This is a genomic window from Nocardia jiangxiensis NBRC 101359, from assembly GCF_000308615.1.
GTDB lineage: Bacteria > Actinomycetota > Actinomycetes > Mycobacteriales > Mycobacteriaceae > Nocardia > Nocardia jiangxiensis.
Genome location: NZ_BAGB01000076.1, coordinates 1 through 24932 on the forward strand (window position 1 = coordinate 1; position 24932 = coordinate 24932).

Here is a 24932-nt window from a genome sequence, read left to right on the forward strand (position 1 = left end):
CCCACAAGGCGCGAGCATTCGCGCTGTCGTCCAACCGAGGCTCGAGCAGCGTCACCGCATCCTGCGCCAAGCGATAAGCGTCCTCCTCGCGGCCGGTGGAACGCCACACGTTGCCCAACACCCAGGAGGCTGCCGCAAGTGATACAGGATCGTCGGCTACTTCGGCGGCTCCCATCGCGCGGTCAGCGGCGAGCCATAGCAGCGGCGAGTCCGCAACCCAGGCAAGTACTTGCTCGGACAACACGTACGCGCCGACGAGCGCGGCAGCCGCAGTGCGCCGGTGTCGTCCTTCCGCCCTGCGCATCGCGCGACGCCCATCGGTGATCAGCGACGGCAACATTGCGCCGGCATCCGCGCGTGGGTTCTCCGACTCGTGCCATACGCGCCACGCATGCTCGACACGGGCCTGCAACTCGTCCCCGTCGACCAGCGGCGCGTTACCAGCCAGGTCGACGCCCTCGATGGCCTCACGTATGGCAGGTACGACAGGATGCCCTGCCCGCCGGGCCACTCCGACCAAAAGTTCATGCTCCCCAGTGATTTCGGTGAGGTCGCGCACACCGAGCACCTGAGCGAGCTGCAGCAGCATGTCCAGCGGGGGCGGATTCTGCAGACGCCCTTTTTCGACGTCTCGCAGCCAGTCCTCCGAGCGGCCGACGAGACCGGCGACGACAGCACGGGATTTGCCCGTCCGAGTGCGAATGATCTGAATGCGCTCGCCGATAGTCCGCCCGGCGAGATCGCTCGAATTCGGCTGCGCCACAGCCATCACCTTCTCCGCGGTCGAGTCTCTCCGCGGTACCCCCGGCCTGTCGGTCGGAGGCACTGAGCCGCCGCGAAGAGGTAGCACCAGAATACGGGCGCGAGAACGGGATTCGCCGCCATTTGCAGGTGGGGAGAATCCCCCTACCTGCGTCGGTGGCGCTATTCCACCAGGCCGACCTGCGGTGCAGCCGGAGGCTGTAGTCAACGCTGCCGCCGGGTGGGAGGCAACCTCGGCGGCGGCGCTTTCCAACATGAACGGAGGGGCATTACCGGCATGAAGAACAGCACAACTGCACGACACATCGCAATCGCCCGCCTGCGCATAGAGATTCGCGGCGGGAACGACGTACGCAGTACAGAACAGCTCGATGAGCTGCGGCCCTCTTACGAAGTGATCACCACGCGACCGGCGGCCACCTATACCCGCGGCCACTATCAACGCCTCGGCGACGAGCCAGCGATCGACGCTGTCTGAAAACAAGGGAGAGAATGCTGCCACCGTGAGGGGCACCGCTACCGCAGTTCTGCTCGGCGTGGCCGTGCTGCGGATCAGTCCCTCCTGTGGCGGAAACTGAGCAGGGATCCGAGGAGACCGCTCAGGGCATAGGCGGCCGCCCATACCGTGATGACGATGAGCACGACGAACAGCGGTAGCCAGCTGGTCTTGTGATGATCGACGCTCCACCACACTCCCGTGAACAGGATTGCGCTGACGAACAGCAGGATGTCGCGCAAACCGGCGCGATAGGAGGCGGCTGCTCTGCGGAGCGGGCGGTATCGGTGAACGGTGGCGACCAGGTCGTCGATGCGGATATCGATGCTTCGCTGGAGTTCGGCTCGCCGCTCCACGTCCTGCGGAGACAGGCGGTCCAGTAGTTCCATATCCTGCTTGATCGCCTTGCGGACGTCGGGGCCCTTCAGATATCCCGCCGCGGCGCCGAGAGCCAATCCACCGGCGATGGGCGCCAGCCCCAGGGCAAGGTCAGCGACAGCGGGCATACGTTGGCCTCCTCTCGACGCACTCGGTCATGCTGGACGATATGTCTGCCACGCCGTGCGACGTGAGCGGCAAAAGTAACCGCGTTGGGCCCTACCCGACCCGACAGCACCCCCACCGAGCGGCCGGATCGGCACAGTTGGCCCGGAAATGATGCGCCGTCCCGGGACGGACGGCCGCACCTGTCCCGGGCACTGCGCAAACCGCCGATTCAGAGCTCGTGATAGAAGCCCATGTTGACGCTACGAGGCGCGCTGCGATCCGAGATGGTGATCTCACCGTGCCCGCCCTTCGGCAGGGCCACCACCCCGCCCTGCTCCAGGGACTGGCCGAGGTTCCCCACGACTACCCGCACTTCGGAAGCGGGCGCGGGCTCCGAATCCGGTGCCCAGCTCACCTCCCAGGTCCCCTCGGGACCACACGCGAACTCCAGGTGAACCGGGGAGACGAACACCCAGTCACCGGGCACGACGATCCGGCACACCGACTTGTCGCGCCCCACGCGCAACACGGCGCCCGCCTCGCTCGGGGCATCGGCCATCATCATGCCGCCCGTGGCGGCCTCCGACCCGGACACCGTCGCCATGGTCAGTTCGAGCACCTATTCCTCCTCAAAAGTCCCTGCTCAACAACAAATTCGGTCCACAGTGCCGGATCGGGCTCGCCCGGCACCATCACGAAACTACCGGCCGAGAATCGAACCGTCCGGATCAATGACGAAAGACCCTTCCAGCAGAGCGGTATTCGTACGAAAGTCGATGCGAGAGGACGACCGAGTACGCACCATCCGTCACATCCGACAGAAGGCAGCGCACATCTATGGAGATCGATATATATCCGGCGCAGAAGATCGCAATCCCCTTTCTGCGCATCGCGATTCGACGCGGGAACAACATACGCGACCTGTACGACGTCGGCGAGCGTCTCGGTTACAACGTCACAGATCTCGTCTACCTGGACGCCCGTGTCGAATTCCCGCTCACCACGATCGTGCGAGAACTGCACGCGAGGCCGGGTGCGGCGGCCATCGTCCCGAACCTGCGGCACCTCGACGGCATAGACAGCGCCGTGCGCCTGATCGCGCAGGTCATCACCGTGGAAGGCGAACGCGTGCTCGAACGCGCGCGTCACCGGCTCCCCGGGGACCTCGGGGTCGAGCGCATGAACACGCTCATCACCGGCTGACTCGTATACTGTTCTCATACAACGGATCTCTCATGAGAGATCCGTTGTATAGTCTCGCCGCGGCACACTCGTCGACAGGTGCTCGACGCGATCGCCACGGCACTCCGCTCATCCCCGGGGTTTCACGTTCACCAACGTCATGTCCCCGTCGTAGTGGTCCAGGACCCGGTGGTCCATGACCGCGCGCCACAGCGGCGGGATGAAGGCGAGCACCATCATGGTCGCGTAGCCGTACGGCAGCTGCGGCGCCTGTTCGGGACTGCGCAGGGTCTGGTAGCGGCGGCCGGGGTTGGCGTGATGGTCGCTGTGCCGCTGGAGATGGAACAGCAGGACGTTCGTGACGAGGCGGTCGCTGTTCCAACTGTCGCGTGACGAGCATCGCTCGTAGCGGCCGTCCGCCCGGCGCGCGCGCTTCAGGCCGTAGTGCTCCAGGTAGTTCACCGTCTCGAGCAATCCGAAGCCGATCACGGCCTGCAACGCCAGGAACGGGATGATGGTGTAGCCGAAGACCAGGATCATCGCGCCGAACAGCACGGCGGTCAACGACCACGCCTGCAACAGATTGTTCTCCCGGCTGAACCATCGTTTTCCCTTACGGGACAGACGTTCCCGTTCCAAGGACAGCGCCGATCGAAAGCCACCGAAGATGCTGCGCGGCAGGAAACCCCACAGCGACTCACCGAAGCGGGCGCTCGCCGGATCCTCGGGCGTGGCGACGCGGACGTGGTGGCCGCGGTTGTGTTCGACGTAGAAGTGCCCGTATCCGGATTGTGCCAGTGCGATCTTCGCCAGGCGCCGTTCGAGATGTTCGGCTCGATGGCCGAGCTCGTGGGCCGTATTTATCCCGATGCCGGATACGATCCCCACCGTCACGGTCAACCCCAGTTTGTCGATGAGAGTCAACTCGGGGCTGGACCACATATAACCTGCGACGGCCAGGCCGGCGAACTGTATCGGCAGGAAAAGGTAAGTGCACCAACGATAGTAATGATCGTCGGACAACACCTCGTAGTCCTGCTCGCTCATGTTGCCGCTGTCGCGCCCCACGGCGATGTCCAGCAGCGGTATCAGCACCAGCACGAAGATCGGGCCGATCCACCAGAACAGTTCGAGTCCGGTGATCTGGACCAGTTGCGCCGGGAACAGTGCAGATGCGGGCGCTACCGTACCGAGAACCCAGAGATAGCGCTTCCGATCGCGAACAGCGATGTTTTCCATATCCGTCATAACCGTCTCGCCCCACCAAGCCCGATAAACGATCATTCGAAGGCATGTCCGACAACAGGAGTAACTCGCCGACTCTCCCACGGTAGCGGCCCTGCTGTCGCGTGCCAACGAAAAATTGAAAACACCTGAATGACCAGGCATTCGCACTTTATGATCGGAAATTAATGCACCACGAAGGAAGGACTTTTTCCTCTAGACACACGGCCGGGTCGGACCAGGGCAATTATGCCCGTGGGCCGACCCGTTACCGGCGTTATTCGTTCGAACCGACAGCCCGGCTATCCGGACCGGGATATCGACATGCCGAAATCGATCGTTTCTCCGGCGCCTACGGCAGCGCCCCGCAATTCACCGGAGCGGGCACATTGGCCAGGCGATCGGTGATCCACTGCTGCGAATCGACCGCGGAGGGGAAGAAGGCCAGGTCGTGTGTGCCGACGATGCCGGACATCGGCGGCAGCGACCCGTCGACCTGGAATTGCACGGGCGTGCCGTGACCACACCAGCTCGCGGCCAGGGTACGGATGAGCGGATACGGCATCGCATCATCGTTCCGGGCCGCGTAGACGCGCACCGGTACCGACGGGGCCAGGCCGCCGAGCCGCTGCTCGTCGAACGCCCTCTTCAACACCGGGGTGCGATCGATCACGGCCGTTATCGGTTGTCCACTGTTTGTCCACCGGGACGTGTTCTGCGGCTGCACGAAACTGCTGCCGAGACCACCGCCGCATTTGCCGACCGAATCGTGCAGGATCCCTTTACCGGTATTGTTCAGCGCGGCATCGAGCACCGGGCGGGTGTCCGGGTAATCGGCGGCGATACCGTTCAGGATCCACGCGATGGCCGGTGCGACGCCGGGACGCCCGTCGTTGCGGGCGATGTAGAACTCGGGATCCACCAGGGGCGCACCGATATACGCCCCGCGCACATTCAGGTCGGGGGCGTACTTCGGCTGCAGTTCGGCCGCCGCGCCGGCGCCCATACCGCCCTGGGAGTAGCCGTAGAGCATGACCGGCGAGCGGGGATTCAAGCCGCTGCCGGGCAACCGCAACGCGGCGCGCGCGGAGTCCAGCACCGCGTACCCCTGCGTCCTGCGGTTCAGGAAATCGTGGACTCCGGGCACGCCCAGGTCGTGGTAATCGGTGATCACCACGCTCATGCCGCGCGCCAGCATTTGATAGATCGGGGCGAGGTCGTATTCGACGATCGCGTCGGCAGGCGGCTGGAACCGCACACCCTGCGACAACATCGCCGAAGGCGCGCACTGATCGCTCTGCCCCTGAGTGCCACCGGCGTATGCGATCAGCGGACGTTGCCCGGGACCGGTCCACGGCTGCAGCGGCTCCAGATACGTTCCCACCACCGAGGTCGGCGAGCTGTTGGTAGTACTGCTGGCGTACGTCATGCGTGTCGATCTCGCCGGAACGGCGCCCGGCATTCCGGGCACCGAGAAATCCACCTGCGACGTGTCGGCCCGGATGATGGATCCCAGAGCTCCTCGGGACTGTGGCGCCGTCGGCTTCGACCATGCCTGTGGCGTGGCGATCGCCGCACCTCCGGCCACGATGAGGGTTCCTGTCAACGCTGCGACCCAGGCGCGTTTCCCGCTCCTCATATTCGATCCTTTCTGCGATTGGGTGATACCAGAGCAACTGGATCCGGATCATCGGATACCGAATCCGTGTTCGAGCGCAGAACCGGTCGTACATACAATTCGTGGTGCCGTGGGCATAGCTTAGGACATCCCCGGAGCGCAGCTGAGCCAGATCGCCGGTCGGATCGGACAATCGATCGAATTCCGCCGGGAGGACGCCATTACTGTTTCGCGTGACCGGCGAAACCATGTGAAAGACCGCGAATTATGCCCGTGGCGACGGCGAAAGGCCCTTCGAAGCACCACCGTGCGTACGAAAGTCGATACGGGAGAATCAAAACGAGGAGTCGGGTGAATCCCGCGCGGTCGCGCGATGGCGAACCGCGGCGGATTGCGCTACCCGGCCGGGCGCTGACGCACCGGCCGGGGCGACACGCGCTACTTGATGCAGTCGGTGAGGATCTTCTGGGTGGCGGATTTGGCCTTGGCGGCGTCGTCCTTGCTCAGGCCCATGGTGGCGGAGTCGAGTTTGTTGGTATCGGTGCCGGGCTTGGTCATCAGGCGCAGTCCGTCCTGCGAGATGCCTTCGCCGACATAGATCTTCGCGGCGCAGTCGGCCAGCTTGGGGTCGTTCAGACCGCTGCTCTGCAACGCCTTGGACAGATCCGCCTGGGTGACCTCGGGCTGGGCGTTGCTCGAGCCACAGCCCGCCAGCAGGGGCACAGCGACCAACGCGGCGGCGATCAGCGTAATCCTCAACTGATTTCCTCGATTCTCGTCAAATACGGCTACGGCGGCGACACACAACCGCCGTGGTGATACTGCCGCATCCCACGGCTCCAGGACAGTCGGAGGTGACAATCCACAATCCGCCGGCGCTACAGATCCATCGCGGCACGCAGCGCGGTATCGAGTCGCTCCAGGGTGTCGTCCTGGACGGCGTCTATGCGTTCGGCCAGCCAACCTCGATAGATGCGGCCCAGATTGCCCGCGTGCACCCAGCCGTGGCCGGGAATCGACACGGCCAGGATGTCCTGCGGATCCTCGTCGAGCAGTTCGGCGGCGATCAGCCAGGGGCGCGGCGACTCGTTGATGCCGTCACTCGAGATCAGGACGACGTTGCGACGCCGAGGCAAACCGTGCGGGTTGTAGATCCACAGTTCACCCTTGCGCACGCATCAACTCCTCGGCGGCCGCGAGTTCGGCCTCCTCGGCGGCCGCGGCGGCCGCCGGATCGGGCACCGGAGCACAACCGGTGCGCACCGCTTCGCGCCGGGCGGCACGGGATATCCACGCGGACGGGGACATTCCCGCACGCTCCGCGGCCTGCTCGGCGAACGACCAGGCCGCCGCATCGAGTGACAACGTCACCTTACGGGTAGCCATACCATTCATCGTACCGCCGAAACGCACGAAACGAACACTGTTGGCATGACGCCAACCGTTGCTACCCTGTGCGCGTGTTGAATCACCACCGCGTCGGCAGCGGGGAGCCTCTGGTCCTGGTCCACGGCGTCGGCAGCCACTGGCAGGTGTGGGAGCCGGTGATCGACCGGCTGGCACGATCCTTCGAGGTCTACGCGGTGGATCTGCCCGGATTCGGCGAATCCGAACCGCTGGCGCACACCACCGTCGACATGCTCACCGACGCGCTGGCCGCCTTCCTCACCGAGAACGGCCTGGACACACCGCATCTGGCGGGCAATTCCATGGGCGGGCTGATCGTGCTGAACCTGGCCGCCCGCGGTCTGGCCCGTTCGGTGACCGCCTTCTCGCCGATCGGATTCTGGGCCACCGCCGGACGCGTCTGGTGTCAGCAGTCCCTCGGACAGTCCGCGACGCTCGGCCGGATGCTGCGGCCCGCACTGCCCTCGATCCTGGGCACGCCCGCCGGACGCGCCGCATTCCTGAGCCTGGTCTTCGGCAAGGCGTGGGCCGTGCGCGGCGACGTCGCACTCGCCACCGCCCTCGGCGCGATCGACTCCCCCGGATTCGCCCCCGCGCTGGCCTCCTTCGACCACGCCCGCCTGCAGGACTCCGGACGCCTGGCGCGGATCCCGGTCACCATCGCGTGGGGTAATCGCGACGTCCTGCTCACCTACGCCACCCAGAGCCGGCGCGCCCGCGTACGGCTGCCCGAGGCGCGGCACCTCACCCTGCCCGGCAGCGGCCACACCCCGTTCTACGACGATCCCGATCGCTGCGCGCAGGTCATCCTCGAGCAACTCGCCGCGGCGGACCGATGAACCCGGTAGCGCTGACCATCGACGGGAACCGCGCCGAGGTCGCCCTGGACCGTCCCGACAAACACAACGGTCTCACCATCGAGATGCTGCGCGAACTCACCCGCGTGGCGCGATTCATCCAGAACCGCAAGGATATTCGCACGGTAATCCTGCGCGGAAACGGTCCGAGTTTCTCCAGCGGCCTGGATATCGCGGGGACGATGGGCAATCCACTGGGCGTGGCGCGCAATTTCCTGCCGAATCCGTTGCGCGGCACCAATTCTTTCCAGGAAGCCTGCTGGGCGTGGCGACGACTGCCGCAACCGGTCGTCGCGGCCGTGCACGGGCATTGTTACGGCGGCGGTCTGCAACTCGCATTGGCGGCCGACTTCCGTTTCGCCACACCGGATTCGGATTTCTCGGTGATGGAAGTGCGGCACGGCCTGATTCCGGATATGACCGGCGCGGCGACGTTGTCGCGGCTGATCGGCCTGGACAAAGCGCTGCTGCTGACCATGACCGCCGATCGGGTGGACGCCGCGCACGCCGCACGGATCGGCCTGATCACCGAGGTCAGCGAGGATCCGATCGGCACCGCGCAGCAACTGACCGAGCGGATCGCCGAACGTTCACCACACGCGGTCGCCGCCGCCAAACGATTGTTCGACCGGACCTGGCACGCGTCGGCCCGGCGCGCTTTCGGCATCGAACGCGCGACTCAGCTGCCTCTGATACTTCGCCAAGCACGTTTTCGCAGGTAATCTGCGTACCGGCTGTACGCTACGAAGCCGGTGGCCATTCACACCGGTCGATATCTGCAGTACCCCCGTCACCGGGGTAGCTAAACCCGTGCCGAATGTGCGCAGTTTGTATTTCACATTTTGCCAACCAGTCGATGATCGTGTGTGGCCGCCCTGAGTCTTCACCGGTATCGGCCGCCCGACTCGACACGACTCGGGAAGGCCGACAACGTTGTCCAGAGCAGTATCGATCCTGCTGTCCGCAATAGCCGCGGGTTCGGCGGTGATGTTGACCATGACCGCGCCCGCCGACGCGAATCCCAACGCCATCAACCCCATTCCCGTATTGAACGGGACCAGTGGCCTGCCGCACCTGGTCGGTCGCAGCCGTGCGATCTTCCAGGTGACCGGCATGATGAGCCCCAACAACACGCAGAACTACAACGTCCTCGGTACCGATCTGGGCATCATGTGGGACAACGGCAAAGGCCAGATGCTCACCGCCTTCGGCGATTCGGCCGGGCTGGGGCTGCCGAACCTGCTGGCCGGCAGCACCTGGGCCTGGCGCAGCAATATTCTGGTGCGCAGCCACACCCACAATCCCGCCAACGGCATCTTCTACGACAGTGTCGTGCGCGACGCACTGGGTCAGGCACGCGACCTGATTCCCAGCCCGAAGATCCCGTTCATCGAGATCAGCCGAATCCCGACCGCGGGCATCGAAGTCGGCGGGGTGCAATACATGAGCCTGATGTCGGTGCGCAGCTGGGATAAAGACGGCCAGTGGACGACCAACTATTCCGGGCTGGGCGCCTCGGCGGACAACGGCGAAACCTGGGCGGATCTGGGATTCACCCGACGCCCCAATTCCGGTGGGAACGCCAAATTCCAGATGAACGCGTTCACCAAATCCGGCGGCTACGTCTACGAGTACGGCACCCAGTCCGGGCGCAACCACGCCGCGTATGTGGCCCGGGTGGCCGAACACGATATTCAGAATCTCGGCGCGTACGAATACTGGGACGGTGGACGCTGGCGACGCGGTGACGCGAACGCCGCCGCACCCATCGCGGGCGGTGTGGGCGAGCTGTCGGTGATGTGGAACCAGTACCTCGGGCAGTACCTGATGCTGACGACCGATCCGTTCAACTCCGTCGTCATGCGCCGGGCCTCCTCCCCGCAGGGTCCGTGGAGCGCACCGGAAGTCCTGATCGACGCCCGCGAACTACCCACCGCCTACGCCCCGTCGATCTTCCCGTACCAAACCGGCCGCGACCTGTACTTCCTCACCACGGTCCACAGCCAGTACAACGTCGTCCTCATGCACACCACGCTGTAATTTCTGCCTCCGCTTCGCTCCGGCGGCGGGCCCGGCTGCGGTCGGGTGGGGCGGAGGCCGGAAAATACAACCCATGGATGCGGCCGATTGGGATGCTCGGTACACGCAGAGCGAGTTGGTGTGGGGGGCGCCGCCGAACGCCACCGTGGTCGAGCATGTGTACGGGCTGGAGCGGCGGGTGGTGTTGCAGCCGGACGTGGCCGGAGAGCCGGTTCCGGAACTTCCCCGCGCGCTGGATCTGGCATGTGGGGAGGGGCGCAACACGCTGTGGCTGGCCACGCACGGGTGGCAGGTTCGAGCGGTGGATTTCTCGCAGGTCGGGATCGATAAGGGGCGGACGGTGGCGTCGCGGTTGTCGCGGTCGGTGCGCGCCCGGATCGACTGGCAGTGCGCCGACATCACCGACCTCGACGCGGCCGAGATCACCGGGCCGTTCGAGCTGGTGCTGAGCGTGTTCGTCCATCTGCCGGCCGAACAGCGCCGGGCGATGCTGACCCGCGCCGCCGAACTGCTCACCCCCGGCGGCACGCTGCTCGTACTCGGCCACGACACCACCAACATCACCGACGGTTTCGGCGGACCGCAGGATCGGTCCATCCTGTTCACCCCGGACGACGTGGTGACCGATCTGGCCGCGGTCCCCGACGTCCGCATCCGGATCGCCGATCGCGTAGTGCGCGAGACCGAGGGCCGCGATGCGATCGATGCTCTGGTCGTGGCGACGAAGATCGTCCCCGATCTGGCGGAGCAGGCCGCGGAGAGCTGAACACCGTTCCGGTCAGTCCGGCGCGGACCACCTGCGCAACCACGGTTCGACCGCACCGACGATCAGACCGAATCCGCTGCGGAACGAATGCGGCTGTCCCGGAACAACTGTCACCTCGGCCGCATCGGCCGGATCCGGAATGCCGAACGGGTCGCGCGCCCCGTTGACGACCACGACGTCGACCGCCTGCGAGGCGGCGAGCAGTTCGTCCCGCCGCGTCTTCTCCGGCTTGCCCGGCGGATGCAGCGGAAACGACAGCGCCAGCACGCCTTTCGCTCCGACCTCGACGGCCGTTCGGCACACCACCCGCGCCCCGTTGCTGCGCCCGCCCTGGATCAGCGGCGCCGACCGCACCTTCTTGCGCAGTGCCGCAACGATTTCCAGCCACGCCGCATCCTGCGTGGTCACCGATCCCGGGGCCCGCCGCCCCGCTACCCGATAGGGCTGCACCACCCGCGCGACCGCCCCGCCCAACTCCACCGCGCAGTCGCGCACCGCCAGCAGATCCTTCGCCTCCACCCCGCCCCCGGATCCGTGGGTCAGCAACAGCAGGAATTTCGGCGACCGCGGCTTGTCGAGCTCGACCTCCGCAGGTCCCGCACTCGTCTCGATCCGCACGCTCGCCGCCTCTCCTCACCCTCGGTGCGCGGCCGGAGCCCGGCCCCGCGCCTGGTCGCCGTATGCAACGACAGTAATCCCACGACGCCGCCGTTCGGCCGGTCGCCGAGCCGAAGTGGCCGCACCCGATCTCAGCAGCGGTTTGTTCATCGCATCACACTGCCCGGTCATCCCTTTGACGACGGATTACCGGCCGGTAATATACGCTGTAAGTTACCCGCGAGTAGTGGACGGCGAAGGCGACCGGCTACCCGGCGGAGACCGCGGGCGGGAACGGGCAGCGTCCGACCGCACCAAACTCGATGGAGAGTGAGTAGACAGATGGGTCACTACAAGAGCAACGTCCGCGACCTGGAGTTCAACCTCTTCGAGGTGCTCGGCCTCGGTTCGATCCTCGACAGCGGCGCGTACGGCGATCTGGATGCCGACACCGTCAAGGAGATGCTGCGCGAGGTACGCCGGCTGGCCGAGGGCCCGCTGGGTGAATCCTTCGCCGACGCCGACCGCAACCCGCCGGTCTTCGACCCCGAGACCCACACCGTGGCGATCCCCGAATCCTTCAAGAAGTCCTTCCGCGCGATGCAGGAGGGTGGCTGGGAGAAGCTCGGCCTGCCCGAGGAGCTCGGTGGCCTCGGCGTGCCGCGCTCGATCCACTGGGCGATCAGCGAGCTGATCCTCGGCGCGCAGCCCGCCGCGTACATGTACGCCGCCGGTCCCGGCTTCAACGCGATCTTCTGGAACAACGGCACCGAAGAGCAGAAGAAGTGGGCCAAGATCGCGGTCGACCGCGACTGGGGCGCCACCATGGTGCTGACCGAGCCCGACGCCGGTTCCGACGTGGGCGCGGGCCGCACCAAGGCGGTCCAGCAGGAGGACGGCACCTGGCACATCGAGGGCGTGAAGCGCTTCATCACCTCGGGCGATGCCGACGACCTGTTCGAGAACACCGTGCACCTGGTGCTGGCGCGTCCCGAGGGCGCGGGTCCGGGCACCAAGGGCCTGTCGCTGTTCTTCGTGCCCAAGTTCCACTTCGACCACGAGACCGGCGAGCTGGGCGAGCGCAACGGCGTCTTCGTCACCGGCGTCGAGCACAAGATGGGCCTGAAGGTCTCGGCCACCTGCGAGGTCACCTTCGGCGGCCACGGCGTCCCGGCCAAGGGCTGGCTCGTCGGCGAGGTGCACAACGGCATCGCGCAGATGTTCGACGTCATCGAGAACGCGCGAATGATGGTGGGCACCAAGGCCATCGCGACGCTGTCCACCGGTTACCTGAACGCGCTGGAGTACGCCAAGACCCGCGTGCAGGGCGCCGACCTGACCCAGATGACCGACAAGGCCGCACCGCGCGTCACCATCACCCACCACCCCGACGTCCGCCGCTCGCTGATGATGCAGAAGGCGTACGCCGAGGGCCTGCGCGCGGTCTACCTCTACACCGCCGCGCACCAGAACGCCGATATCGCCGAGCTGGTCTCGGGCGCGGACGCGGATCTGGCCGCCCGGGTGAACGATCTGCTGCTGCCGATCGTCAAGGGTGTCGGTTCCGAGCGGGCCTACCAGTACCTGACCGATTCGCTGCAGACCTTCGGCGGTTCGGGCTTCCTGCAGGACTACCCGATCGAGCAGTACATCCGCGACGCGAAGATCGACTCGCTGTACGAGGGCACCACCGCGATCCAGGCGCAGGACTTCTTCTTCCGCAAGATCGCCCGCGACCGCGGTGTGGCGCTGGCGCACGTGGCCGGCCAGATCAGCAAGTTCCTCGAGCGTGAGGGCGGCAACGGCCGGCTCAAGGCCGAGCGCAAGCTGCTCGCCACCGCCCTCGAGGACGTGCAGGGCATGGCCGCGACCCTGACCGGTCACCTGATGGGCGCGCAGGAGGACACCAAGGAGCTGTACAAGGTGGGCCTGGGCTCGGTGCGGTTCCTGATGGCCGTGGGCGACCTGCTCGTCGGCTGGCAGTTGCTGTCGCAGGCCGAGATCGCCATCAAGGCGCTGGACAACGGCTCGGACGAGGCGTTCTACCAGGGCAAGATCGCGACCGCCCAGTTCTTCGCCCGCAATGTGCTGCCCGAGCTGACCGCGACCCGCGCGGTCCTGGCCAACCTGGACAACGACATCATGGAACTGGACGAAGCAGCCTTCTGACCTGCTACGTCCGGATGACCTGAACGCCCCGCGATCGGATTCGCCTCCGATCGCGGGGCGTTTGCTTTATCCCCGCACGATTGTGCCCCGAACGATCCCGAATACGCGTTGTCATGGCCAACCCCGTTCGCGGGCCCGTCTCGCCGGTCGGACGCGTGGCGGGTGCGAGGAACGAGTACCCGACACGGGGCCGACCGGCGAGACTCAGGGGGCCGCGAACCCGCCGGAGCGGAGCGGAGGCCAAAGACACAGCATCACGATCATGTAACGGTGGGGGTGGGATCGGACGATGTGATCGATGTTGCGTGTCGCAAGTCGCACATCCGCGCCGTGAACCCGGCACAATACCCACGGCGTCACTCGTGGAAGGGAACAGAGTATGAAACGACTGTCCGCATTAGCCGGAGCGTGTGCGGCGGTCGCGATGATCGCGGTCGGGGCGACCCCGGCCGGAGCCGACCCCAACAACATCAATCCCTTCCCCGGCCTGAACGGCACGAACGGTCTGCCCAACCTACCCGGGCCGACCAAGGCGATATTCCAGCTGACGGGAATGGCCAGCCCGAACCACACCGATCAGCAGAACGTGCTGGGCACCGACCTGGGCATCATGTGGGACGACGGGCACGGGCACATGATGAGCGCCTACGGCGACACCGCCGGGTTCGGCGTGCCCAACCTGCTGGCCGGAAGCGTCTGGGCCTGGCGGTCCAACGTGCTGTACCGCAGCCCCGCCGGAGCCGACCCGTCGCACGGCATCCACTACAACAGCTTCGTCGACAACCCGCTGCCCAGCCCGAAGATCCCCGGCATCGAGATCAGCTTCATTCCCACCGCGGGCATCTCGGTCAACGGCGTGCAGTACATGCGGATGATGTCGGTGCACAACTGGGGCAACGACGGGAAGTGGGCCACCAACTTCTCCACCCTGGCGGTCTCCGGTGACGACGGGCAGACCTGGGCCCAGCTGCCCACGACGCGCCGCGCCACGGACGGACCGTGGAACAACTTCCAGCAGAACGCCTTCCTGAAGGCGAACGGCTACGTGTACGAGTACGGCACCCCCGCCGGCCGCGACAATCCGGGTTTCATCGCCCGGGTCAAGCAGGCCGATATCGCCAACAACGAGGCCTACGAGTTCTGGGACGGCAAGACCTGGAAGCCGAAGGACCCGGCCCAGGCCGAGCCGATCGTCGGCGGCGTCGGCGAACTGTCGGTGATGTGGAACGAGTATCTGCACCAGTACGTCATGCTGACCACCGACCCGTTCAATTCGGTCGTCATGCGGACCGCGCCGAACCCCGAGGGCCCGTGGGGCCCGGCAAAGGTGCTGGTAGACGTGCGCGGCCTGCCGACCGCCTACGCCCCGATGCTGTTCCCGTACCAGACCGGCAGCGCCCTGTACTTCGCACTGGGCATCCACAACCAGTACAACGTGGTTTTGATGCGCTCGCCGCTGTAATTTTGGCCTCCGCTTCGCTGCGGCGGGTTTTCGGCGTGTTCTTGCTGAGCCTTTCGCTTCGCGGGCGATTTCCGGCGTACAGAGACGCTTCGCCGGGGGAGCTTCCGCTTTTCGTCTCGCTCGTCGCGCCGACTGTGTTCGCCCGAACGACGAACCTCACCGACTGAACACCGGCCGACGCGAAGCGATGCAATAAAACCGACGCGCCCAGGGCGAAGCGTCTCTGTCCGCCGGAACTGTCAGGCCGGATAATGCCAACCCTGAGGTTTTCGGCGCGGGCTCGTCGCTGCGCCCTCGAAGCGCATGGCCGAAGGCCGAGTCTCGAGGGCGCAGCGACGAGCCTTACAGCGCCGAAAACCCCGCGGGAGCGAAGCGGAGGCCAAAAAATAGAGAGCCCCGTGCGGTTGCCGGGTCGGGGGTCTGGCAACTGCACGGAGCCGATCTGTGTATCGGAGCCCACGCGGGAGTGTTACACCACCGCGCGTGCGGGCCGAAGATTTTTCCGGACCTGACAGAGTGGACAATCGAGAAGGCTGCGGCGTGGGCGTGACGGGTTCGCCGAGTGCGCCGCCACGGTGAGAGCTCGGACCCGCCGGAGCTCCGGACGACTCGAGGAGAAGGTATGCAGCTGGGAATGATCGGTCTCGGCCGGATGGGCGCCAATATCGTGCGCCGGATCGTCAAGGACGGGCACACCGCGGTCGGCTATGCCCGTCGCGAGAGCCAGATCAAGGAATTCGTCGACGAGCTGGGGGACAAGTTCACCGGCGCCACGGATTACAAGTCTTTCGTCGAGCAGCTCGAGGCGCCGCGCATCGTGTGGGTGATGATCCCGGCGGGGGCGACCGGTGCGGTGATCGACGAGGTCGCCGAGCTGCTGGATCCGGGCGACATCATCATCGATGGCGGTAACAGCCGTTACCACGAGGACATCGAGCGGTCGAAGGCGCTGGCGCCCAAGGGCATCCACTACATGGACATCGGCACTTCGGGTGGTGTGTGGGGTCTGGAGCGCGGCTACTGCCTGATGGTGGGCGGCGAGGCCGAGCAGGTCGCACACATCGAACCGCTGCTGCGTTCGATCGCGCCCGGTGTGGATGCCGCTCCGCGTACCCCGGGTCGCACGGGTGAGCCTTCGCGCGCCGAGCAGGGTTATCTGCACTGTGGCCCGGCAGGTGCGGGCCATTTCGTGAAGATGGTGCACAACGGTATCGAGTACGGCGCGATGGCCGCGTACGCCGAGGGAATGAACATCCTGCACAAGGCGAATATCGGCGTGCAGTCCGACGCGACGCATTCGGCGGAGGAGACTCCGCTGGACAACCCGGAGTACTACCAGTACGACATCGACGTCCCGGAGGTCACCGAGTTGTGGCGGCGCGGGTCGGTCGTCGCTTCCTGGCTGCTGGATCTGACCGCGCAGCAGTTGCTGCTGGATCCCGAATTGTCCTCGTTCGGTGGCCGGGTGTCGGACTCCGGTGAGGGTCGCTGGACCATTTCCGCGGCCATCGATGAGGGTGTCCCCGCACCGGTGCTGTCCGCGGCGTTGTTCGCCCGTTTCTCCTCGCGCGGCGAGTCGCTGTACGCGGACAAGGTGCTCTCGGCGATGCGCAAGGGTTTCGGCGGGCACAACGAGCTTCCGGCGAAGTAGGCTCGATACATCGGAAATGCTGTCCCGCATCGTTATTCGGTGCGGGACAGTGCCAATTTCCGGTGTGGACACGTGCCACCGGGCGATGTTCGGGCTCGGCGGTGCCATCCGGATGCGCGGCTGCGGCATCCGGTACCGCTCGCTGCAGCAAACCGGCAGGACGGCGTGTCGGTGACATTCGACGTGCCCGTTGTGGCCGATGAGTACGGCACCGGCTAGCGTCGGACTACATGCGCAACGTTCGCGGGATCGTGCTTGCTGTCATGGCTGTCGGTTTGACCGCGTGTTCGAGCGGTTCGCCGACTTCGGCGCCGTCGAGTTCCACGACCGCTGCCCCCGGTACCAAACCGGCCCCCACGACCGCCACGACCACCACCAAGTCTCAGGCGGACTGCGATGCCGGTTATCTGGCGCAGTTCACCACGCGGCAGAAGCTCGCGCAGCTGCTGACCGTCGGGGTGACCGGGACGGCGGACGCGGAGAACGTGGTGCGCACGAGTCAGGTCGGCGGGATCTTCATCGGCAGCTGGACCGATCAGGCGCTGCTGGCCGATCATCAGATCGATCAGGTCAAGGGCGCGGCGACGGTGCCGCTGATGGTGACCATCGATGAGGAGGGCGGCCGGGTCTCCCGGCTGAAGAACCTGATCGGCGCGGTCCCTCCGGCCCGGACCATCGCTCAGACCATGTCCGCGGACGATTTCTATTCGCAGAGCCTGACGCGCGGTAAGGCGATGAAGGATCTGGGCATCACCGTGGACCTGGCGCCGGACGCCGACGTCAGCGACGAGGCGGCCGATTCGGTCATCGGGGACCGGTCGTTCTCGAGCGATCCGAATGTGGTGACCTCCTTCGCGGGTGCGTTCATCCGGGCCATGCACGATGCGGGGCTCGGCGCGGTCATGAAGCATTTCCCGGGCCACGGCCACGGTTCGGGCGATTCGCACACCGGCGCGGTGCACACTCCGCCGCTGGCCCAGTTGCAGAACAACGATCTGGTTCCGTTCCGCAATCTGATCGGTTCGGGTGCGGCGGTCATGGTCGGCCACCTGGACGTTCCCGGGCTGACCACGCCGAATGTGCCGGCCAGTATCAGCCCGCAGGCGATGGCCCTGCTGCGGAACGGCAGCGGTTACGACGCGAAACCCTTCGACGGTCCGATCTTCACCGACGACCTGGGCGGGATGGCCGCGATCACCAACCGGATGAATATCGAGGACGCGGTGGCCGCGGCGCTCGAGGCCGGGGCCGACAACGCGCTGTGGACGTCCAGTTCGGCGGTTCCTCAGGTGCTCGACAAGCTCGAGCAGGAGGTCAGCTCGGGTCGTCTGCCGCTGGCTCAGGTGAATGCGTCGGTGCTGCGGATGGTCAAGTTCAAGGGCATCACCCCGCACTGCTGATCACACTGGCCCGAATGCGACAGCGTTCGTGTCGCCGAGGCTCTGAGCTGCACACTCCTGGCCGCTCGCGGGCGACTTCCCGGCAATGCGCGGTTCGCATAACTTACCTAGGAGTAAGACTAGATTCGCTGCAAAACACGAGGTCGGGGGCCTTCTACGAACCGTCCAGAGGCTCGTATTGTCACTTTGATGTCACTTTCAGGATCCAGGTACTCCAGCTGCTCCGAGTAGTCGACGACGAACAGGTAGAAGCCCTCGGCGTCGATGTAGTGGCGAACGGCCACCGAGGAGGCTGCGGTGTGCCCGAGCTGGGTACTGGCGGCGCTGGGATCTCCGGTACGACCGGCAACCTCGGTGGCGACCGTGTCGCGGAGATTCCCGGGCCGTGCCCAGGCCACCGAGGTCCCCTTCAGGCGGCGCTCCATGATGAAGTCCACGGACTCTGTAGTGATCGGCTGCGGTTGTTTCCGGAACTTCACCGTGAAGCACAGCGCCTCGTCGTTGCCCCGGGTGTAGGTCTTGTCGCGCCACTCCCGCAGGATCCGGGCACTCCACGCCGGAAGGGTGATGTAGTACGGCTGACCAGCTTTGCGACCTTCGGTGCGGACCTTCCCCTGGCCAGTGATGCGCTCGGTGTGGCCGCAGATGTGCACGATCGTGTAGTCGCCGTCGATGTCGAGGATGTCGCACCACCTCAGCGCCAGGATCTCGCCGGGACGCGCGCCGGTCGCGAGGATGAGCATCACGACGTAGTACGGCCATTGCGCGGCCCTGCGGTCACCGGAGAACTGCGTTCCGAGGGCATCCTTCAGTGCGGCACGTTCGGCGGGCTTGAGGGCGCGCTGAGCCTTGACGATGGTGTACTTCGGTTTTTTGATCAACTTCATCGGCGAGATATCGAACAGGTGCAGCTCGTCGGTCATCCACGTGAACACCGCCGAGAGCACCTTGAACTGCATCTCAGCCACGCCGGGGTACGCCTTGCCGACGCTGCGGAAGTATCCGACGATGAACGTCACCTGAGCCACTTCGCGGATGCTGAGCCGCCCCATCTCGACGCCCATCCGGATCGCGTCCGGGCGGCTGGTCTTGCGGTCCGGATCGCCTGGATAGATCGCGGAGATGTACCCGTTGAGGGTGCGCCGGGCCAGTTCTCCGTTCTCGAACCGCTGCTGCGAAAACTTCCTGAACTCGTCGAATGCGTCGCTCATCATCGAATCCAAGGTCAGGACCGTGGCGGGCGAGGACATTTCGGCGATCAGCTCGACGCGAGCCCCCTTGTTGCGGTTGACCTCGAAGCGCCGCCAGAAGTCGTCAAGGCATTCCTTGCGAGTCTTCCCCTTGCCCGACGAACGGTGATAGGACCCGGACCAGGCTCGATGACGGATCGGACCGAGATGCCAGAGGTCGTCGTCACCCTTGATCGGGACCAGCTTCTGCTTCGGTTCAGCGCCGGGGGCCATCTTCTCCTGCGGCATTGCGTTGTCTCCTTCAGTCGTCGCCGAGTTGGCTTTGCTCCCACGCTTCGAAGTCCTTGCGCGGGTAGCGAACTCGTCCACCTCCGAGCCGGATGTAGTTCGGGCCGACGCCTCTGGACGCCCAGTTGGCGAGGGTCTTGGCGGTTAGCTGGAGGTGTTCGGCGACCTGCTCTCGAGTGAGGTACGCCGGTTCGTTCGTGGACATCTCAGACTCTCCGGGAATGGCTGATAACTGGCAATGGTCGGCCGGTTCGCAGGGTGATAACTGACTTATACGTGCAGGTCTGGAGGCGGTGCCGGGGGTGCGCGGAGGGGTGGGTGGCGATAACCGAGTTTGCCCACGAGAAAGCCCTGAAATCGGTGAAGACTCCAGGGCTTTCTCGTGGGCTACGCGCGGGCTTTGGCGCGCATTCTGCGGTGCGACTCGCGGGCGATGCGATTACTGCACTCACGACAGACGCGCTTTCCTCTTACATCGACACGCAAATTTTCTCCGCTATATGGATGCCCCAGCGGGCAATGAGTCTTGGTAGACCCATGGGCGTAATGGTTGCCGTGCCTGACTCGATCGCGCATATTCTCACTTCGAGTACCCCATCGCAGATTATCAAGACGATTATTTGCGGGATTCCCGTCGAAATGACAGCATTCAGTGCCCGGCGGCGGCGGACCAACGAACGCGAGCAAAACGAGTCGGTGCACCATGTACGACCTACTTCGGCCATTAACGACCAAGCTCAATCGTCGATACCCCGACTTCACAGTATTGGCACTCATAACATGGACGCGTCTGCGCCGGAGCGAGCAAACCCGTCCCAGGCTGCTGACGGCGTAGGTGCCATTAGCGCCTGGGACGGATCTCCAACGCTCTTTCGTTTCGGCTACTTCACCCAAGGCCAGTTGCCCGACTCGGCGGCTTCCAGCTGAGGGATGAGCTTGAATGTGGCGTCCGTTAGGCTCCCGAACTCATGCCGATTCGGACCAAGCCGCATAGCCGCCGGAGCATAGCCCTGAAGATTGAACCCGTAAACCGGGACATGGGCCGGTACCGGGGCAGTGATATTGCCAGTGCAGGACTGCATGTCGGACAAGATGCAGACTCGATCATGGCCTCGATACTGCCGCGCTACTGCGCCCGCGATATCCGTGCCGTGCCCCTTTTCGCCGACGCGGTTGATAAACCGGTTGATCTCGGTGAGCGTCGACGCGCCCCTCTTGACCGAGTGGTGGAACTCGCCGGATGCGAAACCGTAGATGTCGGCGTTGGCACCGTTCTTGACGCCGAGAGCGACGCCGAATACCGCAGCGGCCTTGACCGGAGCCATTGTCGAGCGAGCGTTGTAGCTGGACTGCATCGAGCCGGAGGTGTCGACGAGAATCAACGTCTTGCCCGGCAGCTCCGGAATGTTCCGCAGCGAATGCCCGAGAGCCTTGTCCAGCGCGTGACCCCACCGCAGCGACGGCGCGTGCTCATAAGCGCTCAGGAATCGGAACGGGAACTGGCGAGACTTCTCGATCACAATCGGGTCGGTGAGGTTGTCGATCACCAGCTGCGCGGCTTGGTCCGACACTCCGGCTTCATCGAAATTCCGAAGGTTGCGGATCTGGGCCATGATGCCCATTGTCGGAATCATCGCTTCCCACCTCGCAGCGGTCATCGGACCGAAACCCGACAACTGCTCCCAGGTCATTCCGGACTCACCGAGGACTTCCGCGAGAGTGCCGTTGTCGGCGAGATAGTCGATGATCTTCGCCGGGGAGTGCTTGAACGCCTCGTTGTTCTGAATGGTCTTCAGTGACTCGGGGATCGGCTTGTCGCGGTTGTGGCGACGATCCAGCGCGTATTCGAACAGGTCGCCCTGCCAGGCTTTGCCGTCGTCGGCGGACGGGTGGGTCAGGTCGATCACATCACCGAACCGGAAGCCCTTGCTCGAGGTGTCGTACTTCAGCAGACTCCGCTCGTTGTACAACCGCACGACCGCATCGGCGACACCGCGCTTGACCGGCTGGGGAATCCGACGACCGTAGTTGCTCGTCCAATAAGCCAGCATTTCCCCGGGCTCATCGGCGCGCTGGAGGACGGAGTTGATGACCTTGCGGTTGTCGCCGTGCAGTCCCTTGTCCAGCCGCGCCTTAACGTACTCCGCTGCTCCGACGAGCGACGCGCTGCGCATATTCGCCTCAGGGCCGCGCAGCCACGCCAGCATGTCGGCGGTCCACTCCGGATCCTTGACGGCCATCTCGCGAATCAGCTTCTGGTAGCGGTTGTCGCGGGCGTCGGCGGATTCGTAGAAGGTGTTTTCGCCAACAAAATTGCTGACCGCGAGGAGAAACAGCTCGGACCGCTTGTCGCGCTTGAATCCCGCAGCGCCTTCGTGGGTGTCGACCGTCTTGTTCTTTTTCGTGCCGATCGGGCCGGTGGCGGTGTTGGCGGGGCGAGTGGCGGTGGTGTTGAATTTGCTCATCTGAATGCGCCTTCTAGTCTTCGCGGGCGTAGATGTAATAGGTGTAGAGCGAGTCGCGATCCGGGTAACCGAAGTCTTCATCGCCCGGCGTGGGATCCTTGTCGCCCAAGTCCCATTCGATCGGCTTGGATTCCTCGGCCTGGGCGGCTGCGCGAGCTTCGTCGGCGGTGTCGAAAATGCCGAGCAGCTCATCGTCATAGCCGCATAAGTCGCAGGAATGGATTTGCTGTACCGCGTACCGCATGTCAGTAGTCATCGCAGCAGTCGCAGCAAGACCCCGGCTCATTCGGCTCCGGCCACGAATCGGGGAGTGCGACGCCATCCTCTTCAGCCCACTTCCGCAGGTACCAGATCAGCTGCGGGATGGTGTTGTCGGAGTCGAATAGTTCGTCCGCTTCATCGCTGGTAAGGCCGAGGGCGGCTTCGGCGACGCAATCCATCTCCCATACCGTGGTTCCATCCGCGATGCAGGAGTTAGGGGCGAAACGGCCTTCGAACCTCTGCACGAGCCGTTCGGCGATGTCGGCGGGAGGGATGACAAGGTCGGTGTAGTCGTCGTCCTCCCTGAACAGCCAATCAGTTGCGCTGAACTCGCGACGCCTGATCTGACGGCCGCCAATGTGGATTGCGGTGTGACCTGCGAAGCAGTACGCGGTGCCGCATGTGTTGGAGTACACCGTCTGATCCCACTCTTTAGGGTGATCGAGGATGTACTGCATGATGTAGATGAGTTCGGGCCAGTTGCGAGTCACAATCAGTTACCGTTCAGGTCGAGATTGATTTGATTTTTGACGCTGCCGGGCGGGACGTGGATTTCGACGAATCGCGGATCATCGGTGAGACACGGAGCGAGCCAATTCGGCTTGAGATGGCAGCCGATGTACTCGACCACATAGGGCTTCGCCGAGTCTTCGTACAGTGCTATGTCGGACGCTTCGACTTTCTCGAGATGGATAGCGCCGTTGCTGTTGTCGTAAAAGGTGTAGGTTGCGTTCGACGTCAGGATGCCGGTGCCGAGAACGAAATCGCCGGTGATGGTGTTGCCGTCTTTGATCGCTTCCAGGCCGTAGGCGGCGTAGTCGTCTTGATGATCGGTGGCCACGTTGGCGACGATGGTGATTACCAGTCCGAGGATTGTGCAGAAGAAGGCACTGACAAACGTGAAGAAGGCCACCAAGCCAATCCCTGAAGCGACGCCGTTCTCGCGAGCTTCGGATATGCCGACTGCGCTGAAACCCACCGCGCAAACCCCGACTAGAACTGCCGGGATGATTACTGCCGCGTACATCGGATCACCAGTCGTTGTCGAAGACTTCTTCCATGACCATCGCGCTGAGCGGGTCGATTCCGGAGCCCATCATTTCGCCCATCATCACCTCTTCGATGTTGCCGTCGAGGATTCCTTCGATCACCATCATGTCGGCGAGCGGGTTTCCGCAGCAGGTCGTTCCATACCGCATTCGCATTCCGCAGCTGGGGCAGCCGTGGTGGTATCCGTACATATCGATTCGCTTTCGTTGGCAGTTCCGGGCATGAAAAAGCCCCCAGGAATCACTGGATAAGCGAAACCTGGGGGCTTTGGAACGATCAGGCACTGACATCAAAGCCGACGCAGGAAATTGGGCTCAATTGCTCTACCAACTGAGCTACAACGCTGTTTCGAGAGCGCTGGCGGGATTTGAACCCGCGACAGATTGATTTTGGAAGTAACCCACGTCTTCGGACCAGTACCGAATGTTCTAAACCTGAGATCGCAGTGCCGGGCGGTGTTGATTTCAGCAAATTGAAGTAACCGCCTGGCTTCGCACCAGGTATTCGTTTTGCTCCCCCGGAGGAGTCTTTCGACCGCAAGGCCGGGGGTAGTCCCGAGGTCGGAGTGCTGGGCGGTGTTGTTTCCATTCACAGTAAGAAGTAACCGCCCGGCTTCGCACCGGGATATAAAAGCTTGTTAGACGAACGCGGCGATGAGCGCCGAAACCAGTGCGCCGACAGCGCTTGCAACCGAAGTCACCAACGTGGGCAGATCCGCAAGGCCAGCAGCCAGCAGAGCAGCAGACATAGGAATTATCTCCTGGAGATCGGGGATATGTGCAGACACTGACATCGAAGTCGAGGCAGGTAACATACGGAAGCCGAAGCGACTCCCGGCAGGACTTGAACCTGCAGTACCAATGAAGTAACCCGCCTCTGCGGACCAGTATCAAAGTGAAAGAAGTGCTGACATCAAATCGGTGAAGGTGAACTATTTACGCGCGTTATCCGTTACGCCACACCCAGCATGAAGGCCGGGTGGCAGGAGTCGAACCTGCTATCTCGTGCTCCCTATGCAAGAAGTAACCCAAACCTTCGGACCAGCACTTGCTTCGTTTTTCTTTCTGACATCAGCCTATACCGACGTCGCGAATCCCGCATTCAGGTAGGTTTTCGCAGGTCGGACATAGTTTTCAAGTCGGCTGACAACGCGGGGGCGGCACCGCATACTGAAGATGGCTCGATCGAGCCGGGGGTCACCAACCTGATCAAGGGGAAATTTCTATGCGTACAGCATCTTTCGCCGTCGTCGCCATCGCTGCAATCGCCCTCACCGCCTTCGACATCAACACCGCCGGTGCCGAGACGACCGCCAGCCCGATCGCTGCAAAAGACTGCGACTTCGAGTTCACGTGGACACGCCCACATCTGGTGGGACCGCAGCTGATCGGGCGAGGATTCGCGTGGTGTGACGAACCGCCGGAGGAGCACATCGCCGTGTTGAAACTGGAGTTCAAGCCTGCCGGGCGCTCGGGGTGGGAAGTGGCCGCCGCGACGAAGCCGGATCGTACACGCCCCGCGAAGCAGGTCAACTATGAAGTGTCCGCCACCTGCTATGCGG

At 64.3% G+C, this 24932-nt stretch carries 27 protein-coding genes; 10 read left to right on the forward strand and 17 right to left on the reverse strand.

Going from position 1 to position 24932, the window contains the following annotated elements:
• A partial coding sequence (locus ON40_RS32180; RefSeq protein WP_157186501.1) for a helix-turn-helix domain-containing protein occupies positions 1 to 769 on the reverse strand: 769 nt, incomplete at its 3' end.
• 213 nt (positions 770 to 982) lie between these two features.
• On the opposite strand from ON40_RS32180, the gene ON40_RS32185 reads away from it, so the two are divergent.
• On the forward strand, positions 983 to 1240 hold the full coding sequence (locus ON40_RS32185) for a hypothetical protein (RefSeq protein ID WP_169541930.1): 258 nt from the start codon (positions 983 to 985) through the stop codon (positions 1238 to 1240).
• A gap of 74 nt (positions 1241 to 1314) precedes the next feature.
• Here ON40_RS32185 and ON40_RS32190 read toward each other — a convergent pair whose 3' ends face one another.
• Positions 1315 to 1764 (reverse strand): hypothetical protein, encoded by a 450-nt coding sequence (locus ON40_RS32190; protein WP_040828862.1) that lies wholly within the window; start codon positions 1762 to 1764, stop codon positions 1315 to 1317.
• A gap of 209 nt (positions 1765 to 1973) precedes the next feature.
• The gene (locus ON40_RS32195; RefSeq protein ID WP_040828863.1) at positions 1974 to 2363 is read right to left on the reverse strand and encodes an FHA domain-containing protein; all 390 of its coding nucleotides are present in this window, start codon (positions 2361 to 2363) and stop codon (positions 1974 to 1976) included.
• Between the two features lie 218 nt (positions 2364 to 2581).
• Here ON40_RS32195 and ON40_RS32200 point away from each other — a divergent pair, with 218 nt between their 5' ends.
• Entirely contained in the window at positions 2582 to 2947 is a 366-nt protein-coding gene (locus ON40_RS32200; protein ID WP_040828864.1) for a hypothetical protein, read from the forward strand.
• Between the two features lie 108 nt (positions 2948 to 3055).
• Here ON40_RS32200 and ON40_RS32205 read toward each other — a convergent pair whose 3' ends face one another.
• The 5 genes from ON40_RS32205 to ON40_RS32225 all read right to left on the reverse strand — a co-directional run bounded on the left by ON40_RS32205 (position 3056) and on the right by ON40_RS32225 (position 7154).
• A complete protein-coding gene (locus tag ON40_RS32205) occupies positions 3056 to 4174 on the reverse strand; it encodes an alkane 1-monooxygenase (RefSeq protein WP_051193848.1) in 1119 nt (372 codons plus the stop codon).
• Positions 4175 to 4502: 328 nt separating this feature from the next.
• A complete protein-coding gene (locus ON40_RS32210; protein ID WP_040828865.1) occupies positions 4503 to 5789 on the reverse strand; it encodes a lipase family protein in 1287 nt (428 codons plus the stop codon).
• Positions 5790 to 6206: 417 nt separating this feature from the next.
• Positions 6207 to 6527: a hypothetical protein gene (locus ON40_RS32215; RefSeq protein ID WP_040828866.1), complete on the reverse strand. Its 321-nt coding sequence runs from the start codon at positions 6525 to 6527 to the stop codon at positions 6207 to 6209.
• Between the two features lie 119 nt (positions 6528 to 6646).
• The gene (locus tag ON40_RS32220) at positions 6647 to 6943 is read right to left on the reverse strand and encodes a hypothetical protein (RefSeq protein WP_040828867.1); all 297 of its coding nucleotides are present in this window, start codon (positions 6941 to 6943) and stop codon (positions 6647 to 6649) included.
• The gene (locus ON40_RS32225) at positions 6930 to 7154 is read right to left on the reverse strand and encodes a hypothetical protein (RefSeq protein ID WP_040828868.1); all 225 of its coding nucleotides are present in this window, start codon (positions 7152 to 7154) and stop codon (positions 6930 to 6932) included. Before ON40_RS32225 ends, ON40_RS32220 begins: the two co-directional genes overlap by 14 nt.
• A gap of 74 nt (positions 7155 to 7228) precedes the next feature.
• On the opposite strand from ON40_RS32225, the gene ON40_RS32230 reads away from it, so the two are divergent.
• The 4 genes from ON40_RS32230 (at position 7229) to ON40_RS32245 (ending at position 10838) form a co-directional block, all read left to right on the forward strand.
• Positions 7229 to 8014, forward strand: a complete 786-nt coding sequence (locus tag ON40_RS32230) for an alpha/beta fold hydrolase (RefSeq protein WP_245568085.1) — start codon at positions 7229 to 7231, stop codon at positions 8012 to 8014.
• A complete protein-coding gene (locus ON40_RS32235) occupies positions 8011 to 8754 on the forward strand; it encodes a crotonase/enoyl-CoA hydratase family protein (RefSeq protein WP_040828870.1) in 744 nt (247 codons plus the stop codon). The genes ON40_RS32230 and ON40_RS32235 overlap by 4 nt, the downstream gene beginning before the upstream one ends.
• A 265-nt stretch (positions 8755 to 9019) precedes the next feature.
• Positions 9020 to 10072, forward strand: a complete 1053-nt coding sequence (locus tag ON40_RS32240) for a glycoside hydrolase family 183 protein (protein WP_083896087.1) — start codon at positions 9020 to 9022, stop codon at positions 10070 to 10072.
• 73 nt (positions 10073 to 10145) lie between these two features.
• Positions 10146 to 10838 (forward strand): class I SAM-dependent methyltransferase, encoded by a 693-nt coding sequence (locus tag ON40_RS32245; protein WP_040828874.1) that lies wholly within the window; start codon positions 10146 to 10148, stop codon positions 10836 to 10838.
• A gap of 12 nt (positions 10839 to 10850) precedes the next feature.
• Here the strand turns inward: ON40_RS32245 and ON40_RS32250 are convergent, their stop codons facing one another.
• Positions 10851 to 11456, reverse strand: coding sequence for an alpha/beta hydrolase family protein (locus ON40_RS32250; RefSeq protein WP_040828876.1), 606 nt, complete (start codon positions 11454 to 11456; stop codon positions 10851 to 10853).
• A 321-nt stretch (positions 11457 to 11777) separates the two neighbouring features.
• Between ON40_RS32250 and ON40_RS32255 the strand changes: the two genes are divergently transcribed.
• The 4 genes from ON40_RS32255 to ON40_RS32270 all read left to right on the forward strand — a co-directional run bounded on the left by ON40_RS32255 (position 11778) and on the right by ON40_RS32270 (position 18117).
• Positions 11778 to 13604, forward strand: coding sequence for an acyl-CoA dehydrogenase (locus ON40_RS32255; RefSeq protein WP_040828877.1), 1827 nt, complete (start codon positions 11778 to 11780; stop codon positions 13602 to 13604).
• Positions 13605 to 13983: 379 nt separating this feature from the next.
• A complete protein-coding gene (locus ON40_RS32260) occupies positions 13984 to 15066 on the forward strand; it encodes a glycoside hydrolase family 183 protein (protein WP_040828878.1) in 1083 nt (360 codons plus the stop codon).
• A 622-nt stretch (positions 15067 to 15688) separates the two neighbouring features.
• The gene (gene gnd, locus ON40_RS32265; protein WP_040828879.1) at positions 15689 to 16717 is read left to right on the forward strand and encodes a phosphogluconate dehydrogenase (NAD(+)-dependent, decarboxylating); all 1029 of its coding nucleotides are present in this window, start codon (positions 15689 to 15691) and stop codon (positions 16715 to 16717) included.
• A 230-nt stretch (positions 16718 to 16947) separates the two neighbouring features.
• Positions 16948 to 18117 carry a glycoside hydrolase family 3 N-terminal domain-containing protein gene (locus ON40_RS32270; RefSeq protein WP_040828881.1) on the forward strand — a complete coding sequence of 390 codons (1170 nt, stop codon included), beginning with the start codon at positions 16948 to 16950 and terminating at the stop codon, positions 18115 to 18117.
• A gap of 119 nt (positions 18118 to 18236) precedes the next feature.
• On the opposite strand, the gene ON40_RS32275 is transcribed toward ON40_RS32270, so the two are convergent.
• The 8 genes from ON40_RS32275 to ON40_RS55535 form a co-directional block, all read right to left on the reverse strand.
• Positions 18237 to 19595, reverse strand: coding sequence for a tyrosine-type recombinase/integrase (locus tag ON40_RS32275; protein WP_040828882.1), 1359 nt, complete (start codon positions 19593 to 19595; stop codon positions 18237 to 18239).
• A gap of 13 nt (positions 19596 to 19608) precedes the next feature.
• Positions 19609 to 19800, reverse strand: coding sequence for a helix-turn-helix transcriptional regulator (locus ON40_RS32280; protein WP_040828883.1), 192 nt, complete (start codon positions 19798 to 19800; stop codon positions 19609 to 19611).
• Between the two features lie 182 nt (positions 19801 to 19982).
• A complete protein-coding gene (locus tag ON40_RS56225) occupies positions 19983 to 20489 on the reverse strand; it encodes an NUMOD4 motif-containing HNH endonuclease (RefSeq protein WP_040828884.1) in 507 nt (168 codons plus the stop codon).
• Positions 20477 to 22060 (reverse strand): TROVE domain-containing protein, encoded by a 1584-nt coding sequence (locus tag ON40_RS32290; protein WP_040828885.1) that lies wholly within the window; start codon positions 22058 to 22060, stop codon positions 20477 to 20479. Before ON40_RS32290 ends, ON40_RS56225 begins: the two co-directional genes overlap by 13 nt.
• Before the next feature lie 13 nt (positions 22061 to 22073).
• Positions 22074 to 22316 carry a hypothetical protein gene (locus ON40_RS32295; protein ID WP_169541931.1) on the reverse strand — a complete coding sequence of 81 codons (243 nt, stop codon included), beginning with the start codon at positions 22314 to 22316 and terminating at the stop codon, positions 22074 to 22076.
• Positions 22306 to 22812 carry a hypothetical protein gene (locus ON40_RS32300; protein ID WP_040828887.1) on the reverse strand — a complete coding sequence of 169 codons (507 nt, stop codon included), beginning with the start codon at positions 22810 to 22812 and terminating at the stop codon, positions 22306 to 22308. Before ON40_RS32300 ends, ON40_RS32295 begins: the two co-directional genes overlap by 11 nt.
• A gap of 2 nt (positions 22813 to 22814) precedes the next feature.
• Positions 22815 to 23300 (reverse strand): hypothetical protein, encoded by a 486-nt coding sequence (locus ON40_RS32305; RefSeq protein ID WP_157186503.1) that lies wholly within the window; start codon positions 23298 to 23300, stop codon positions 22815 to 22817.
• Between the two features lie 52 nt (positions 23301 to 23352).
• Positions 23353 to 23478, reverse strand: a complete 126-nt coding sequence (locus tag ON40_RS55535; protein WP_281033084.1) for a hypothetical protein — start codon at positions 23476 to 23478, stop codon at positions 23353 to 23355.
• Between the last annotated feature and the right edge of the window lie 1454 nt (positions 23479 to 24932).

What these genes read in the sequence shown, in the direction of transcription:
- ON40_RS32275 (WP_040828882.1), bottom strand. Translation starts at nt 19,595, where the DNA reads ATGCCGCAGGAGAAGATGGCCCCCGGCGCTGAACCGAAGCAGAAGCTG.
- ON40_RS32245 (WP_040828874.1), top strand. Translation starts at nt 10,146, where the DNA reads ATGGATGCGGCCGATTGGGATGCTCGGTACACGCAGAGCGAGTTGGTG.
- ON40_RS32270 (WP_040828881.1), top strand. Translation starts at nt 16,948, where the DNA reads ATGCGCAACGTTCGCGGGATCGTGCTTGCTGTCATGGCTGTCGGTTTG.
- ON40_RS32210 (WP_040828865.1), bottom strand. Translation starts at nt 5,789, where the DNA reads ATGAGGAGCGGGAAACGCGCCTGGGTCGCAGCGTTGACAGGAACCCTC.
- ON40_RS32190 (WP_040828862.1), bottom strand. Translation starts at nt 1,764, where the DNA reads ATGCCCGCTGTCGCTGACCTTGCCCTGGGGCTGGCGCCCATCGCCGGT.
- ON40_RS32295 (WP_169541931.1), bottom strand. Translation starts at nt 22,316, where the DNA reads ATGACTACTGACATGCGGTACGCGGTACAGCAAATCCATTCCTGCGAC.
- ON40_RS32255 (WP_040828877.1), top strand. Translation starts at nt 11,778, where the DNA reads ATGGGTCACTACAAGAGCAACGTCCGCGACCTGGAGTTCAACCTCTTC.
- gnd (WP_040828879.1), top strand. Translation starts at nt 15,689, where the DNA reads ATGCAGCTGGGAATGATCGGTCTCGGCCGGATGGGCGCCAATATCGTG.
- ON40_RS32260 (WP_040828878.1), top strand. Translation starts at nt 13,984, where the DNA reads ATGAAACGACTGTCCGCATTAGCCGGAGCGTGTGCGGCGGTCGCGATG.
- ON40_RS32240 (WP_083896087.1), top strand. Translation starts at nt 9,020, where the DNA reads ATGTTGACCATGACCGCGCCCGCCGACGCGAATCCCAACGCCATCAAC.
- ON40_RS55535 (WP_281033084.1), bottom strand. Translation starts at nt 23,478, where the DNA reads ATGATGGTGATCGAAGGAATCCTCGACGGCAACATCGAAGAGGTGATG.
- ON40_RS32200 (WP_040828864.1), top strand. Translation starts at nt 2,582, where the DNA reads ATGGAGATCGATATATATCCGGCGCAGAAGATCGCAATCCCCTTTCTG.
- ON40_RS32235 (WP_040828870.1), top strand. Translation starts at nt 8,011, where the DNA reads ATGAACCCGGTAGCGCTGACCATCGACGGGAACCGCGCCGAGGTCGCC.
- ON40_RS32225 (WP_040828868.1), bottom strand. Translation starts at nt 7,154, where the DNA reads ATGGCTACCCGTAAGGTGACGTTGTCACTCGATGCGGCGGCCTGGTCG.
- ON40_RS32205 (WP_051193848.1), bottom strand. Translation starts at nt 4,174, where the DNA reads ATGACGGATATGGAAAACATCGCTGTTCGCGATCGGAAGCGCTATCTC.
- ON40_RS32290 (WP_040828885.1), bottom strand. Translation starts at nt 22,060, where the DNA reads ATGAGCAAATTCAACACCACCGCCACTCGCCCCGCCAACACCGCCACC.
- ON40_RS32280 (WP_040828883.1), bottom strand. Translation starts at nt 19,800, where the DNA reads ATGTCCACGAACGAACCGGCGTACCTCACTCGAGAGCAGGTCGCCGAA.